General features: G+C 70.8%; 17 protein-coding genes. 13 read left to right on the forward strand and 4 right to left on the reverse strand.

Translation table 11 applies throughout. From position 1 onward, the window contains the following. Positions 1-299 (forward strand): dihydroxyacetone kinase subunit DhaK (locus tag ACILR4_RS27925; protein ID WP_395704168.1); only part of this gene is annotated, 299 nt, incomplete at its 5' end. On the opposite strand, the gene ACILR4_RS27930 is transcribed toward ACILR4_RS27925, so the two are convergent. Further along, positions 277-2268 (reverse strand): methyl-accepting chemotaxis protein, encoded by a 1992-nt coding sequence (locus ACILR4_RS27930; protein ID WP_395704169.1) that lies wholly within the window; start codon positions 2266-2268, stop codon positions 277-279. The two genes, ACILR4_RS27925 and ACILR4_RS27930, sit on opposite strands and share 23 nt — an antisense overlap. A gap of 250 nt (positions 2269-2518) precedes the next feature. On the opposite strand from ACILR4_RS27930, the gene ACILR4_RS27935 reads away from it, so the two are divergent. Further along, positions 2519-3148, forward strand: coding sequence for a porin (locus tag ACILR4_RS27935; RefSeq protein ID WP_395704184.1), 630 nt, complete (start codon positions 2519-2521; stop codon positions 3146-3148). Positions 3149-3212: 64 nt separating this feature from the next. Further along, on the forward strand, positions 3213-3683 hold the full coding sequence (gene nikR, locus ACILR4_RS27940; RefSeq protein WP_395704170.1) for a nickel-responsive transcriptional regulator NikR: 471 nt from the start codon (positions 3213-3215) through the stop codon (positions 3681-3683). A 12-nt stretch (positions 3684-3695) separates the two neighbouring features. Here nikR and ACILR4_RS27945 read toward each other — a convergent pair whose 3' ends face one another. Continuing rightward, on the reverse strand, positions 3696-4085 hold the full coding sequence (locus tag ACILR4_RS27945; RefSeq protein ID WP_395704171.1) for a c-type cytochrome: 390 nt from the start codon (positions 4083-4085) through the stop codon (positions 3696-3698). Between the two features lie 146 nt (positions 4086-4231). Between ACILR4_RS27945 and ACILR4_RS27950 the strand changes: the two genes are divergently transcribed. The 5 genes from ACILR4_RS27950 (at position 4232) to ACILR4_RS27970 (ending at position 9130) form a co-directional block, all read left to right on the forward strand. Then, positions 4232-5140: a DUF3034 family protein gene (locus ACILR4_RS27950; protein WP_395704172.1), complete on the forward strand. Its 909-nt coding sequence runs from the start codon at positions 4232-4234 to the stop codon at positions 5138-5140. Positions 5141-5172: 32 nt separating this feature from the next. After that, positions 5173-5610: a group 1 truncated hemoglobin gene (locus ACILR4_RS27955; RefSeq protein ID WP_395704173.1), complete on the forward strand. Its 438-nt coding sequence runs from the start codon at positions 5173-5175 to the stop codon at positions 5608-5610. Between the two features lie 90 nt (positions 5611-5700). Further along, positions 5701-7083: a DUF3422 domain-containing protein gene (locus ACILR4_RS27960; RefSeq protein ID WP_395704174.1), complete on the forward strand. Its 1383-nt coding sequence runs from the start codon at positions 5701-5703 to the stop codon at positions 7081-7083. Between the two features lie 80 nt (positions 7084-7163). Then, positions 7164-7868 (forward strand): hypothetical protein, encoded by a 705-nt coding sequence (locus ACILR4_RS27965; protein ID WP_395704175.1) that lies wholly within the window; start codon positions 7164-7166, stop codon positions 7866-7868. Positions 7869-7870: 2 nt separating this feature from the next. Then, a complete protein-coding gene (locus tag ACILR4_RS27970) occupies positions 7871-9130 on the forward strand; it encodes a pectin acetylesterase-family hydrolase (RefSeq protein ID WP_395704176.1) in 1260 nt (419 codons plus the stop codon). A 2-nt stretch (positions 9131-9132) separates the two neighbouring features. Here the strand turns inward: ACILR4_RS27970 and ybaK are convergent, their stop codons facing one another. Beyond that, positions 9133-9621 (reverse strand): Cys-tRNA(Pro) deacylase, encoded by a 489-nt coding sequence (gene ybaK, locus ACILR4_RS27975; RefSeq protein WP_395704177.1) that lies wholly within the window; start codon positions 9619-9621, stop codon positions 9133-9135. A gap of 25 nt (positions 9622-9646) precedes the next feature. Continuing rightward, positions 9647-10708 (reverse strand): aldo/keto reductase, encoded by a 1062-nt coding sequence (locus ACILR4_RS27980; RefSeq protein WP_395704178.1) that lies wholly within the window; start codon positions 10706-10708, stop codon positions 9647-9649. A 194-nt stretch (positions 10709-10902) separates the two neighbouring features. Here ACILR4_RS27980 and ACILR4_RS27985 point away from each other — a divergent pair, with 194 nt between their 5' ends. From ACILR4_RS27985 to ACILR4_RS28005, 5 genes are all read left to right on the forward strand, one after another. After that, positions 10903-11148 carry a hypothetical protein gene (locus tag ACILR4_RS27985; protein ID WP_395704179.1) on the forward strand — a complete coding sequence of 82 codons (246 nt, stop codon included), beginning with the start codon at positions 10903-10905 and terminating at the stop codon, positions 11146-11148. Positions 11149-11156: 8 nt separating this feature from the next. Continuing rightward, a complete protein-coding gene (locus ACILR4_RS27990; RefSeq protein ID WP_395704180.1) occupies positions 11157-12650 on the forward strand; it encodes a DUF692 family multinuclear iron-containing protein in 1494 nt (497 codons plus the stop codon). A 55-nt stretch (positions 12651-12705) separates the two neighbouring features. Further along, positions 12706-13278, forward strand: a complete 573-nt coding sequence (locus tag ACILR4_RS27995; RefSeq protein WP_395704181.1) for a DUF2975 domain-containing protein — start codon at positions 12706-12708, stop codon at positions 13276-13278. Positions 13279-13358: 80 nt separating this feature from the next. Next, positions 13359-13586: a helix-turn-helix domain-containing protein gene (locus tag ACILR4_RS28000; RefSeq protein WP_395704182.1), complete on the forward strand. Its 228-nt coding sequence runs from the start codon at positions 13359-13361 to the stop codon at positions 13584-13586. Next, positions 13583-14236, forward strand: coding sequence for a hypothetical protein (locus tag ACILR4_RS28005; RefSeq protein ID WP_395704183.1), 654 nt, complete (start codon positions 13583-13585; stop codon positions 14234-14236). Before ACILR4_RS28000 ends, ACILR4_RS28005 begins: the two co-directional genes overlap by 4 nt.

Here is a 14236-nt window from a genome sequence, read left to right on the forward strand (position 1 = left end):
ACGACATCGTCGCGCTGCTGCTCGAGCCGGTGCTGAAGGACCTGGGCCTGGCCGCCGGGCGCGAGGTGCTGCTGCATGTCAACGGCTTCGGTGGCACGCCGCTGATCGAGCTGCACCTGCTGAACCACATCGCCACCCAGCAGCTGCGCGCCCATGGCCTGCAGGTCAAGCGCTGGCTGGTCGGCAACCACAGCACCTCGCTCGAGATGGCCGGCGCTTCGCTGACGCTGACGGCGCTGGACGACGAGTTGCTGCGGCTGTGGGACGCCCCCGTCGTCACGCCGGCCTTGCGCTGGTAGCCCCCGCCTCCGCCACCGCTTCTTTCGCCGCCTGCAGCCGGAACTGCGACACCGCCGCCACCAGCGCGGCGGCCTGCGCTTTCATGCTCTCGGCCGCGGCGGCCGATTGCTCCACCAGCGCCGCGTTCTGCTGCGTCATGCGGTCCAGCGTGGCCACCGATGCGTTGACGTGGCCAAGGCCGTCCGATTGCTCGCGCGTGCTGGTGCTGATCTCGCCGAGCATGCCGTTGACGCGCTGGACACCGGCCAGGATCTGCTGCACGCGGGCGCTGGCGGCATCGGCCAGGGTCGAGCCGCCCTGCACTTCCTCGACGCTGCCGGCAATCAGCCGCTTGATCTCCTTGGCCGCCGCGGCCGAGCGCTGGGCCAGGCTGCGCACCTCGGCGGCCACCACCGCGAAGCCGCGGCCGCTGTCGCCGGCACGCGCAGCCTCCACCGCGGCGTTCAGCGCCAGGATGTTGGTCTGGAACGCGATGGCGTCGATGGCGCCGGTGATCTCGGCAATGCGCTGGCTGCTGGCGCAGATGCGCGCCATCTTCTGCACCACGTCGCGCATCGCGGCGCCGCCGCGCTGGGCGGCCTCGGAGGCTTCGGCAGCCAGCGTGTCGGCGGTCTGCGTGGCCTCGGCGGTGTGGCGCACGTTGCCATGCACCTGCTCCATCGCCGACGTGGTCTGCTGCAGCCGGGCCGCGGTTTCCTCGGTGCGGTGGCTCAGGTCCTGGTTGCCGCAGGCGATCTCGGCCGAGGCCAGCGCGATCGCATCGGCTGACGCACGCACCGCGCCCAGCATCTCGATGAAGCGCTGGCGCAGCCTTTCGACGCCGGCCATCATGCCGCCGATCTCGTCGCGGCCACCCGCGGGCACCGGCTGCGACAGGTCGCCGTCGGCCACGCGTTCGAGCGAGCCGGTCAGCGCCTGCAGCGGCTGCGCCACCCAGCGCCGGATCAGCAGGTACTGGCCGACGCACAGGCCCAGCGCCGCCAGCGCGAACAGCGCCAGGAAGGGCGCCAGCGTGGCCCGCTGCTGCCGCAGTGCCTCGCTGCCCGAGACCTCGCCCACCACCAGCCAGCCGGTGGCGGCGCTGGGTCGCGCCACGGCAAAGCGGTCCCCCGCACCCGGCCGCAGCACGCCCTGCACCGCGTTGAGTTCCTGGCCCGGCCTGGCGCCGCGCAGCGCGCCCAGCAGCTCGGGCGCATTGCGCGCCACCTCGGCCAGCGTGCGGCCACGCAGCGCGGCCGGCAGCATCAGCGTGGCCTGCTTCGCATCACCGCCGCGCGGGTCCAGCACGTACAGGCCGCCGCTGTCGAAGAAACGCGCGCCGGCCACCATGGTCTCCAGCGAGCGCTCGATGTCGCTCAGGTCGAAGGCCACGAACAGCGCGCCCACCACCTGCTGCTGCAGGTCGCGCACCGGCTGCAGGCGGGTGATGTAGGGCCGGCCGAAGAGGCTGGCGCGGCCGACATAGGGCTGGCCGCGCAGCAGCGCCGCATGCGCCGGGTGCGAGGCGTCGACCACCATGCCGACGGCCCGCTCGCCCTTGTCGTCCCTCAGCGAGGTGCTGACCGCGACAAAGGCACTGCCGCGCTTCATCAGCACCGCGGCGGCGCCGCCGGTGAACTCGGTGAACTTGTCGCAGGGGTTGTGGTAGTCGTTCAGCGCGATGCCCAGTTGCGTCAGGCGGCCGTTGGCCTCGTCCAGCGCGAAGTTCTTGCCGAACTGGTCGCCGAAGACCTTGAAGAAGCGCTCGACCAGCAGCCGCGCGGTCTGGTCGCCGACATCCAGCGCCTGCGCCACCGCCTCGACCCGGGCGTCGACCCATGACACGGTGCGCTCCTGTGCCCGCCGGCCGAGCATGACGCTCATCACCGCGCAGATGGCCGCCAGCACGACCAGCAGGAAGCCGCCGCCCACCAGCGTGATGCGGCGCGCCACGCCGGCGCGGGGGGAAGCAAGGGATTTCGCGTGCATGGGTTGTCTCCAGGTACTGCGCCGCGGCCGGTCGGGACCCCATGTCCAGTGGCCATCAGCTGCCGGTGTATCGGTCTGATGTGAATTTTCTTAAATTGATTTTGCTAGATTGATTTTTTATTAAATTGTCGCGCTAGTTTGCTGCTGCTACGAGGAACCTTCGATCCAAAGCCGTGAGCCACGAACGGCGTAATTCCATCATTCGGAGACATGTCGGCATGAAGCAATACGGGGTGCGGCACTGACCGCCCTGGTTGGCACGACAGGCGCTTGGGCCCAGTCGTCGGTGACGGTGTTCGGCTTTCTCGAAGCCCAGGTCGGCCGGCAGACGCAGGACGCGCCGGGCACCACGATGTTCGGCGGCAGCCGCGTGGGTTTCATAGGCGACGAAGACCTGGGCGACGGGCTGAAGGCCTCGCTCTACCTGGAGCAGCGCTTCAACCCGGACGACGGGGCGGTCAACAGCCCGTTCCGGAAAGGCGGCTCCTGGGTCGGCCTGAGCAGCCCGGCGATGGGATCGGTGAAGGTCGGCCGCTGGTGGTCGCAGGCCTTCCTGAAGTCGCAGTTCGCGTCCGACCCCTTCGGCATGGGCACGCTGGGCGAAGGCACCTACGGCAGCGTGGGCTGCGGCCCGGCCTTCCGAGACGGCTGCCTAGGCGCCTTCTGGGTCAACAACGCGGTGAGCTACGAGCACGCGGTGGGCGGCTCCTACGACGTGCAGGACCAGGGTGGCCAGCGCCTCGAGCAACTGCTGTCGCTGGGCTACAAATACTTCCTGTCCAAGCGCACCAACATCTTCGCGGTGGTGGCCAACGACAGCAAGGCACCCAGCAACACCCACAAGAGCGGCTACGCGCCGGGCATCTTCCACGCGTTCTGATCGCGGGCCTGCATGGCGCGTTCTGCGCCGGGCTGCAGGCTTGGCCCGGCGCAGAATGCGCGCCATGCAACGCTTCACCATCTCGCTCGACGACGCGCTCGCCGAGCAGTTCGACAGCTGGATCGTCCAGCGCGGCTACGAGAACCGCTCGGAGGCCGTGCGGGACCTGCTGCGCGCCGAGCTGCAGCAGACCCGGCTGCACAGCGGCGAAGCGGTGCACTGCGTGGCCAACCTCTCGTACGTCTACAACCACCACGAGCGCGACCTGGCCGAGCGGCTGACCGCGCTGCAGCACGAGCACCACGACCTGCTGGCCGCCACGATGCACGTGCACCTGGACCACGAGCATTGCCTGGAAACCGTGATCCTGCGCGGCCGCACCGCCGACGTCACCCGCCTGGCCGACGCGCTGTGCGCCGAGCGCGGCGTGCACCATGGCAAGCTGAACCTGGTGGCGGTGGAGCTGCACCAGCCGCACCGCCACGGCAAGGGCAGCGGGCAGGCGCCGCACCTGCACCTGAAGCCCTCGCACTGATCCTTTGCCTGGTCAGAGCTTCAGCGAAGCCAGGTAGGCCACCAGCGCCTGCCGATCGGCCGGCTGCTGCACGCTGAAGCCCATGCGCTGGCCTGGCACCAGCGCCTCGGGATCGGCCAGCCAGCGTTCGAGGTTCTGGCGGGTCCACATCAACTGGCTCGCGGCCAGCGCCGGCGAGTAGTCGTAGCCCGGCGCGCTGCCGGCCCGGCGGCCCAGCACGCCGCGGTGCAGCGGCCCGACGCGGTGCGCATCCACGCTGTGGCAGGCCGAGCACTTTGCTTCATAGAGCGCCTGGCCGCGGGCCACGACGTCATCGGCGGCCAGCGCCAGCGGCGGTCCCATCAGCGCCGGTCCCGTCAGCGCGGCGGCCAGCAGCGCCGCACGCAGGTCGATGAGCAGCATCGCGTGTCCTTGTTGTCATGCGGATGCGGCTTCTACGCAACCGGCCCTTGCTGCGATGCACAGCCCTGCGCCACCATCAACTTTGCGCCGCGTGCATCCAGAGCGCCCGGCGCTGCGTACCCCCCAACAAGACAGCCCAAGCGCCCATGACCTTCCGCCCCCGGACCGCCACGGCCCGCAGCCTGGCCACAGCCTGCCTGCTGGCCACGGCCAGCCTCGCCCATGCCGCCACCGACAAGCTGCTGCTGACCGGCGGCGTCAGCACCATCGACGGCGCCGCCGGCGGTGGCCTCTCGCCTTGGGGCGTGATCGGCAGCAATGCCACCGAGGGCCAGTGGGGCGCCGCCGCGTACGTGAGCCATGCCCGCACGCAGGACTACCAGCTCGACGCCTATGGCGTGGCGCTGGGCTTCAACGACCGCGTCGAACTCTCGCTGGCGCGGCAGGACTTCGACACCGGCGAGACCGGCCCGGCCCTCGGCATCCCCGGGCTGACGCTGAAGCAGGACATCGTCGGCGCGAAGCTGCGTCTGGCCGGCGATGCCGTGCTCGACAGCGACACGCTGATGCCGCAGATCGCGGCAGGCATGCTGGTCAAGCGCGTCGATGCCGGCGGCCTGGCGCCGACGCTCGACGCGCTGGGCGCCCGGCGCCACGGCGTGGACCTGTACCTCAGCGCGACCAAGCTGTTCCTGGCGCAGGGCGTGCTGGTCAATGCCACGCTGCGCGCCAGCAAGGCCAACCAGGGTGGCCTGCTCGGCTACGGCGGCACGGCCCACAGCCGCTGGCAGCTGCTGCCCGAAGTCTCGGTGGCCTACCTGGTCAACCGCACGCTGGCGGTGGGCGCCGAATACCGCGTCAAGCCCGACAACCTGAACCCCTCGCTGCTCGGTGCCGGGCTGAAGGAAGACGACTGGGCCGATGTGTTCATCGCCTGGGCGCCGAGCAAGCACTTCTCGCTGACCGCCGCGTATGTGGACCTCGGCCGCATCGTGCCCGGCGTGAAGAACCGGCGCCAGACCGGCGCCTACCTGTCGGCGCAGATCGCGTTCTGACGCCGACGCGGCCCCCACCGGGAGACTCCGCCATGCGCCATCGCCCGCTGCTGCTCGCCACGCTCGTGCTGGCCTTGATCGGCCCGGCCGCGCAGGCCCAATCCAGCGCCGAGAACACCGCCTTCCAGGCCTTCGGCGCCAGGCCCGGGCTGGTGAGCCTGATGGACGACTTCATGGTCCGCCTGCTGGCCGACCCGCGCACCGGGCCGTTCTTCCAGAAGGCCAACCAGGCGCATGTGAAGCAGCAGCTGGTCGACCAGTTCTGCCAGGCCCTCGGCGGGCCTTGCGCCTACGAAGGCCTGGACATGAAGAGCGCCCACCAGGACCTGGAGATCCGCAAGCGCGAATTCAATGCGCTGGTCGAGATCCTGCAGGCCGCGATGGCCGCGCGCGGCATCCCCTTCGCGGCGCAGAACCAGCTGCTGGTCAGGCTGGCACCGCTGCACCGCGACATCGTCACCGTGCACTGACGGGCCGGCGGCCGCAGCGCGGCCCGGGGGGCTGTCATCGGCGCAGCGCGACAATCGCGCCCGCCCGTAGCTGCCCACCCCGCCGCCCGCATGGAAGCCCCCGCCCACGCCACGCCCTTCCCCACCCGCACCGACCTGGCACTGCACCAGGAACTGCATGCCCGCCCGGCCCTGCCGGCGCGGCCGAACTGCGTGGTGTCCTACTGGGTGCATGCCGAGATGCAGCCGGCGCGCGCCGAGGCCGCGCTGGCCGCGCTGTGCCTGAGCCAGGGCCTGCCGCCGCCGCCGCCGGACGTGCGCCACCATGTGGTGCAGACGCCCGGCTACGTGCTGAAGTTCGAGCGCCACGGCGAATTCGTCAGCTGGCAGGTGAACCGACCGCTCGCGCTGGAGGACGACATCCCGGACGATGGCATGCTGCGCACGCTGATGCAGGAAGGCAGCGCACTGGTCGAGCTGCCTGACGCCTTCATCGTCCACCTATCAGGCGAAGGAAGCGGCCGCATGCTGGCCGCCGCCCATGTGCTGATGCTGCAGGCCCATGACAGCGACACGATGCTGCCGCGCGTGCAGTCGTTGCTGGCCGCGCAGGCCGGCGTGGCCGGCAGCGACGACGCCGCGCCCCTGATGGGCGCGTTCATCGGCGATGCGCGGCGCGGCGCGCTGTTCACCCACCTGCGGCTGGGCCGCGACGGCTTCGCCCGCTTCGTGATGCTCGATTTCGGCCTGCCGCGCGACCAGGCCGCGCGCGAGGCGCAGCGCCTGTGCGAGATCGAGTCCTACCGCATGCTGGCGATGCTGGGTTTCCCGGTCGCCCAGCGCGAAGCGGCCTTGCTGGCCGAGCTGGAGAAGACGCTGCAGACCACCGTCGACGCGATGGCCAACGACCAGCAGTTCGACGATGCGCAGGCCTTCGAGACGCTGACGCGGCTGGCCGCCGAGGTCGAGCACGGCACCGCCCGCACGCGCTACCGCTTCTCGGCCACGCGGGCCTACCACGCACTGGTCGAGCGGCGGCTGGCCGACCTGCGCGAGCAGCGCATCGACGGCGTGCAGACGCTGTCCGGCTTCCTCTCGCGCCGCTTCGCGCCGGCGATGGCCTATTGCGAGAGCATCGACCGCCGGCTCACCGACCTGGGCGAGCGCATCAACCGGGCCGTCAGCCTGGCCCGCGTGCGCGTCGAGTCGCGCCGCGAGCAGGGCAACCAGGAACTGCTGCGCGCGCTGGCGCAGCGCCAGAAGCAGCAGCTGCAATTGCAGCAGACGGTGGAAGGCCTTTCGGTGGTGGCGATCAGCTACTACGCGCTGGGCCTGGTGGGCTATCTCGCGAAGGCGGCCAAGTCTCTGCCGGCGCTGGAGCCGCTGCACCTGCAACCCGAACTGGTGGTGGGCGTGGCGGTGCTGCCGGTGATGGTCGGCGTGGCCTGGTTCATCCGCAAGGTGCAGCAACATGGGGGTGACGCGGCGCACTAGTTGGAAACCGCTTGGCACAGGCGGTCACGGTCGGGATACTCGGCCGCATGTGGGTGCGACACCGATCCGGACTGAAGGCCATGGCCCTGATCGCTGGCGGCGCGGCGTCTGCGCTGGTCGTCTGGGCGCTCGCCGCACGTGGCGTGACCGGGCCACCACCGCGGCAGGATCGGCCGTCGCAGCCGGTCGCCGGGCTCGCCGTCTCGGCAGCGCGAGCCGCACCGGTCGATGCCAGCCCTCCGGCGCCCGCGAACATCGCCGAACCGCCGCCACCGGCCGGCGTCAGCCCCGCGCAGTGGGCCGCGCTGCGCGCCGAGATGGCCCAGCGCCCCGATGGCGCGGCCGAGCTGGCCCGCCTGGCCGACTACCTGAACTACAGCGACGCCGCGCAGCGCTTCCGCCGCTTGCGGCAGGGCGGCGGCACCTCACCCGAGCTGCGCGCGCTGGCCGCGCAACTCGACGCCGGCCTGCCAGACCGCCTGGCGCGCCACGAGATGACCGCGGGCGAGGCGCAGCAGATCAAGACCGCGGTGCTCGAGGTGCAGGTCGACGACCTGGCCGAGCGCACGCAGCGCCTGCAGCGCTGGCGCGACGACTGGCGGCAGCAGCAACAGCGCCAGGCACCGCCGCCCGATGCGCGCCAGGCCGCCTTTCTGCAGCGGCAGGACGCGCTGGTCGCCGCCTGGCAGGCCCAGCCACCGGCGCTGCGCGACCCGCGCGCGCTGGAGCAGCAACTCGATGCGCTACGGCGCCAAAGCTTCCCGACATCCTCCGGAGGACCCTGACGATGAACAAGCTGCTGACCCACACGCTGTTCGGCACGGCCCTGGCCGTGCTGGGCCCGCTGGCGCTGAGCGCCGACTACTTCCGCTGGGAGATGGTGGAGCTGCCCGCCAGCAGCGGCGCGGCCTGCGGCAACGGCACGCCCTACCGCTTCTTCGTCAACCGCACGCCGCTGTCGAAGGACCTGGTGCTGATCTACGAAGGCGGCGGCGCCTGCTGGGACCAGAACGCCTGCCTCGGCATTGGCGACCTGAGCGCGGCCAACCCCGACGGCATTCCGCCCGACTACCTGCAGCAGCTCAACACCGCGGCCTACGGCCTGGTGACGCCCTTCAGCGCGCGCAACGACCCCTTCCAGGCGGTGCAGACGCAAAGCTGGAACATCGTCTACATCCCCTACTGCACCGGTGACGTTCATTCCGGCAGCAAGGTCGTGACCTACACCGATGCCGACCCGGCGCATCCGCGCGTCGAGTACCACCGCGGCCAGGCCAACATCCGCGGCGCCGCCCAGTGGCTGCGCGACAACCTGGGCCGACCGAACAAGCTGATGCTGACCGGCTTCTCCGCCGGCGGCGTGGGCTCCACCGTCACCTACGACATCGTGCGCAGCACCCTGCAGCCCAAGGGCAATGCATCGCTGCTGGCCGACTCGGGGCCGCTGATGTCCGCGCCGCGCAATGGCGCGCCCGAGCAGTACCCCTCGGTGCTGATGCACAACACCATCCGCAGCGCCTGGGGCCTGGACGAGCCCGGCGGCCTGATCGCCAGCTACGCCAGCACGCTGCCTGGCTTCAACCCCGACAACCTGGGCACCGTGACCGGCGCGCTGGCCCAGAAGTACCCGCAGGACCGGTTCGGCTACATGGTGTTCCAGGCCGACGCCAACTTCTCGGCCTTCAGCTACCAGAAGTTCTACCCCGACATCGCCAACGCGCCGAACGAGGTGGCCCGGCTGCAGGCCATCTACGCCCGCTGGACGCCCGACCTGCAGGCCTGGACCGCGATGAACCAGAGCTTCGGGAACCTCGCGTACCACATCCCGTTCATGCGGCAGTTCAACGAATCGCACTGCGTGACGATCGTCGACTTCTCCGGCACCGGCATCGAGGACGCCGGCATCGCCAGCGTCGGCAGCTTCGTCGATGCGGTGCTCGACCGCGGCCCGGTCATGCGCAACACCGAGGTCGACCGCGAGCACGACAAGACGCAGGAGCTGAGCCCCGCGATCAAGCTGTTCCGCTTCCTCTCGAACTTCCTGTGACGCTACAGCGCGCAGCTGACCGGCTGCGCCTGCAGCAGCTGGCCGAGCACTTCGGGCGCTAGGCCGACGAGGTAGCCGCGCCGGCCGCCGTTGATCAGGATCTTCGGCAGCGCCATCACGCTCTGCTCCACGTACACCGGCATCGCCTTGCGCGTGCCGAAAGGCGAGGTGCCGCCGACCAGGTAGCCGCTGTGGCGCTGCGCCACCTCGGGCTTGCAGGGCTCGACGCTCTTGGCGCCGATCGCACGCGCCAGGTTCTTCGTGCTCACCTGCTTGTCGCCATGCATCAGCACGATCAGCGGCTCGGCGCGCTCGTTCTGCATCACCAGCGTCTTCACCACCGCATGCTCGTCCCAGCCCAGCTGCCTGGCCGATTCGGCCGTGCCGCCATGGTCGACGTAGTCGTACACATGTTCGGTGAACTCGACACCCGCGCCGCGCAGCACCTGCGTGGCCGGGGTTTCGCTGACGTGCTTGTCCTTCTTCGCCATCTCATTCTCGCCGCGGGGGATGCCTTCACTGCGCCGGGTCGCGGATCTCCCAGCGGATGCGGTCGATCTCGGCCAGCAGTTCCGGGGACAGCCGGGTGCCCCAGGCCGCCAGGTCTTCTTCCAGTTGCGCCACGCTGGTCACGCCGATGATGGTGCTGGCCACGCGCCAGTTGCCGTAGCAGAAGGCCAGTGCCATGCGGGTGGGGCTCAGGCCATGCGCGCGCGCCAGCGCGTTGTAGCGCCGCGCCGCGGCCAGCGTGTCGGCGCGGCCCCAGCGCTGCTTGCGCATGGTCTCGAAGCGCGCCAGCCGCCCCAGCGCGGGCTGCGCGGCATCGAGGCCGGGTTCGTCGTACTTGCCGGTCAAGGTGCCGAAGCCGAGTGGCGAATAGGCCAGCAGCGAGACGCCGGTGTGGTGCAGCACCTCGTCGAGCCCGTTGTCGACCACGCGGTTCACCAGCGCGTACGGGTTCTGCACGCTCACCACCTTCGGCAGGCCATGCGCCTGCGCCACGCGGACGAACTCGCTCAGGCCCCAGGGCGTTTCGTTGGACAGGCCGATGCAGCGCACCTTGCCCGCCTGCACCAGCCCGGCCAGGGCCTGCAGCTGATCGTGGATGCTGCTGAAGGCACGGTCCTTGGACGGATCGAAATAGGTCGCGCCGAACATCGGCACGTTGCGGTTGGGCCAGTGAATCTGGTAGAGGTCGATGACGTCGGTCTGCAACCGCTGCAGGCTGGCATCGCAGGCCTGCACGATCTCGGCGGGCGTCAGGTTGTCGCTGCCGTTGCGCACCCAGTCCATGCCGCGCGAAGGGCCGGCCACCTTGCTGGCCAGCACCACGCGCTGTCGCACGCCGGGCCGCGCCGCGAACCAGCGGCCGAGGATGGTCTCGGTGGCGCCGTAGGTCTCGCGCCGCGCCGGCACGGCGTACATCTCGGCGGTGTCGATGAAGTCGATGCCGGCCTCGACGGCACGGTCGAGGATCTGGAACGCGGTGGATTCGTCCACCTGCTCGCCGAAGGTCATGGTGCCCAGGCAGATGCGGCTCACCTGCAGCGGGCCGCCGCCCAACCGGATCGACTCCATCGATGGGATTCCTTGCATGTCGTGTCGGATGAAACGGCGAGTGTGCCAGCCGCTCGGTTCTTGGGGGGTGCATGGGTCTTTAGCTCGCGTTGTGGATGGCGCTGCCGCCAGCGCTGCCTACGCTGAAAGCACTGACCGGCGGACATGCGCCGCCCGCAGTGATTCGATGCTCAACCCAACCGATGGAGTCAACGATGGACGAACTCACCAAGGCCGCCACCACGCTGCAATCCCCGCGCGTCACCGTGCACATCACGCGCGAGATGGCCTACAACTTCGACAAGATGACGCAGATCACCAAGTCCGTGCTCGGCAAGCTGGGCTGCGACGGGTGCCATTCCGGCCGCGTGATCGACTGGGTGATCACGCAGGAATTCGTCGCCAACCCGAAGTCGCTGCAGGTCGACGAAGTCTTCAACGGCGCCGGCCTGCGCGGCTGACCGCGACCATGTCGACCCCAGGCACCCTCGATGCGCCGCCACCGCTGGGCATCGGCCTCGTGTACTGGCAGGCCCTGGAGCCGCTGTTCGCCGCCGGCGACCAGCGCCTGCAGGTGCTGGAGCTGGAACCACAGACCCTGTGGGAACAGCGGCACGATGGCGGCGCCTGGCACTACCACGTCAACGCGGGTCTGCTGCAGCGGGTGGCGGCGCTGCCGCAGGCCAAGCTGATGCATGGCGTGGGCCATCCGCTGGGTGGCAGCTGCGACGATCCGCTGGACTGGCGCACGCCCTGGCGCCACTGCGCGCAGGCGCTGCAGCCCGCGTGGACCAGCGAGCACCTGAGCTTCAACCGCTTCGTCGATGCGCAAGGCCGCGTCGCGCAGACCAGCTTCCTGCTGCCGCCGCGGCAGACGGCCGCCGGCGTCGCCCAGGCCGCGCAGCGCCTGCGCCAGCTGCGGGCGCTCAGCGGCACGCCCGTGGCCTTCGAGACCGGCGTCAACTACCTGCAGCCGCGCCCCGACGAGCTGCCCGACGGCCGCTTCTTCGCGCAGGTGGCCGAGGCCGGCGATGCCGGCGTCCTGCTCGACCTGCACAACCTGTGGGTCAACGCGCGCAATGGCCGTGCTGCGGTCGAGCAGGTGCTCGACGAGCTGCCGCTCGACCGTGTCTGGGAGCTGCACCTGGCCGGCGGCTCGCTGCTCGATGGCTACTGGCTCGATGCGCACGACCGCCTGGCCGACCAGGCACTGCTGGACATCGCCGCTGCGCTGATCCCGCGGCTGCCGAACCTGGGCGCGCTGATCTTCGAGATCCTGCCGCAGTACGTGGCCGGCGTCGGGCTCGATGCCATCGCGCGGCAGCTCGACGCCATGGCGGCCCTGTGGGCGCTGCGACCGCCGCGCCCGGTGCCGGCGGCCCAGCACCGGCGCCAGCGCGCCGCGCTGCGCCCGATGGCACCGCTGGCCGCCGACGCGCGGGCCGCGCTGCACGACTGGGAACGCTGCCTGGGCCCGCTGGCCCTGGCGCAGGCCACGGCCGAGGACCGCGCCGCCGTGCCGGGCCTGGCCGACGATCCCGGCTGCCGCATCTTCGAGCAGCTGGTGCGCGAGTTCCGCTGCGGCCGCATCGTGCGGGTGATGCGCTACTCGCTGCTGGCGATGCTGCGCGCGCTCGGGCCGGTGGAGGTCGACACGCTGATGCGCGCCTACTGCCGCAGCTGCCCCAGCCATCTTTTCACCGCGATCGAGGCCGATCACTTTGCACACTATCTGAGCGGCCAGCTGCAGGCCGGCGCGCTGGCCCGCGTGCCCTGGCTGGCCGAGGTGCTGGCCTTCGAGCATGCGATGGTGCGCGCCGCGCTGCACGGCGAAGGCTGCACCCTGCAATGGACGGTGGACCCGGTGCGGCTGTTCGAGGCACTGGAATCGGGCACCGGGCTTGACCGCCTGCCGCCATTGCCGCTGCAGATGCAGGTGCAAGCCTCGCAGTTTTCCGATTGACGTTTAAAACTTACTGTTTTACAGTAATTTTTATGAATCATTCGATGAACATTCGGTGAGCGCGGCAGCGCCTGACGGAGCCGCCGCCGCACGCCCCCTGCCGCCCGGGCTGCGCAGCCTGGTGTGGGTGGTGCGCGCACTGACCGTGCTGGGCGCGACCACCCTGTGCCTGGTGCCGCTGCTGTTCTGGCTGTCGCCGGACTGGGTCCGCAGCGCCGGCCCATCGATCGCCGGCATTGGCGACCATCCCACCGTGATCGACGAACGCGCGCTGCTGCTGGGCGCGCTGGCCAGCCTGCCCGGCGTGCTGCTCGGGCTGGCGGCGCTGTGGCAGCTGTGGCAGCTGTTCGGCGAATACGGCGCTGGCCGTGTCTTTGGCAGGTTATCGCAGCGGCACCTGCGGGGCTTTGCCTGGTGCATGCTGGCCTCGGCGCTGCTGTCGCCGCTGCTGCGTGCGGCGGTCGGCGTCGCGCTGACCCTGGGCAACCCGCCAGGCCAGCGCCTGCTGGCGTTCAGCCTGTCGTGGAACGACTACGTCGGCATCCTCTGCGGCGCGGTGCTGCTGGCCGTCGCGGTCGTGATGAGCGAGGCGGTGCGCCTGGCCGAAGAGAACGACGGCTTCGTCTGAAAATGTTGGCCCCTTGCTCGCTCCGCTCGCGTCCCCCACGGGGATCAGCCGCCTTGGGGCGGCCCAGCGTCGGCTGACCCATGCCCATCGTCGTCAACCTCGACGTGATGCTGGCGCGGCGCAAGATGCGCTCGCGCGAACTGGCCGAGGCGGTGGGCATCACCGAGCAGAACATCTCGCTGCTCAAGAGCGGCAAGGTGCGCGGCGTGCGCTTCGACACGCTGGCCCGCATCTGCGAGGTGCTGCAGTGCCAGCCCGCCGACCTGCTGGAGTACCGGCCCGACCCGCCGGCGCCGGACAAGCCGTGAGCCTGCCTCCCCTGTCCAGGCCCGGCCGGGGCCGGCTGCTGCTGTGCGTGATCGGCGCCCACCTGCTGGCCGCGTGGTGGCTGGGCGCGGCGCTGCGGCCGCGGCTGCGGTCCGAACGACCGCTGGCGGAGGCCCGCCCGCTGTGGTTGCGGCTGGTGCCCGAGCCGGCGCCGAATCCTCGCCTGCCGGCGCCTGCGCCGCCGCCGGCGCCGATACCACGGGCAGCGAAGCTCGCGCCGCTGCGGCCCGAGCCGCAGCCGATCACCGTTGCACCGGCGCTCGACACAGTTGCGCAGCCGCAGCCGCAGCCGCAGCCCATCAGCGCAGCGCCGGCCGAGCCGGTGGCCGCCGCGGCGCCGCCGCCCGCCTCGGCGCCGCTGGACCTGCGCCTGCCGAAGGGCGCGGCCTCGCAGCCGCGTTCGCTGGCGTCGCTGCTGCGTGACGACCCACGGCTGCGCGATCGGCCGCTGACGGCCACCGAACGCCTCGCGCAGGCGCTGGACGGCACGATCCACGAAGAGGCCTTGCCCGATGGCTCACGGCGCTTCCGCCGCGGCAACGAGTGCCTGGTGGCCCGGCCCTCACGCGCCGGCCAGATCGACCCGTTCGACAGCACGCATCCCAAGCCCTGGCTGGTGGGGCCCTGCTGA

It is taken from the genome of Aquabacterium sp. (genome assembly GCF_044226965.1).
GTDB lineage: Bacteria > Pseudomonadota > Gammaproteobacteria > Burkholderiales > Burkholderiaceae_C > Pseudaquabacterium.

Bases quoted from the DNA above. Each gene is read 5' to 3' on its own strand.
- ACILR4_RS27950 (WP_395704172.1), top strand. From the start codon at position 4,232: ATGACCTTCCGCCCCCGGACCGCCACGGCCCGCAGCCTGGCCACAGCC.
- ACILR4_RS27960 (WP_395704174.1), top strand. From the start codon at position 5,701: ATGGAAGCCCCCGCCCACGCCACGCCCTTCCCCACCCGCACCGACCTG.
- ACILR4_RS27980 (WP_395704178.1), bottom strand. From the start codon at position 10,708: ATGGAGTCGATCCGGTTGGGCGGCGGCCCGCTGCAGGTGAGCCGCATC.
- ybaK (WP_395704177.1), bottom strand. From the start codon at position 9,621: ATGGCGAAGAAGGACAAGCACGTCAGCGAAACCCCGGCCACGCAGGTG.
- ACILR4_RS27970 (WP_395704176.1), top strand. From the start codon at position 7,871: ATGAACAAGCTGCTGACCCACACGCTGTTCGGCACGGCCCTGGCCGTG.
- ACILR4_RS27990 (WP_395704180.1), top strand. From the start codon at position 11,157: ATGTCGACCCCAGGCACCCTCGATGCGCCGCCACCGCTGGGCATCGGC.
- nikR (WP_395704170.1), top strand. From the start codon at position 3,213: ATGCAACGCTTCACCATCTCGCTCGACGACGCGCTCGCCGAGCAGTTC.
- ACILR4_RS27945 (WP_395704171.1), bottom strand. From the start codon at position 4,085: ATGCTGCTCATCGACCTGCGTGCGGCGCTGCTGGCCGCCGCGCTGACG.
- ACILR4_RS27965 (WP_395704175.1), top strand. From the start codon at position 7,164: ATGGCCCTGATCGCTGGCGGCGCGGCGTCTGCGCTGGTCGTCTGGGCG.
- ACILR4_RS27985 (WP_395704179.1), top strand. From the start codon at position 10,903: ATGGACGAACTCACCAAGGCCGCCACCACGCTGCAATCCCCGCGCGTC.
- ACILR4_RS27930 (WP_395704169.1), bottom strand. From the start codon at position 2,268: ATGCACGCGAAATCCCTTGCTTCCCCCCGCGCCGGCGTGGCGCGCCGC.
- ACILR4_RS27955 (WP_395704173.1), top strand. From the start codon at position 5,173: ATGCGCCATCGCCCGCTGCTGCTCGCCACGCTCGTGCTGGCCTTGATC.
- ACILR4_RS28000 (WP_395704182.1), top strand. From the start codon at position 13,359: ATGCCCATCGTCGTCAACCTCGACGTGATGCTGGCGCGGCGCAAGATG.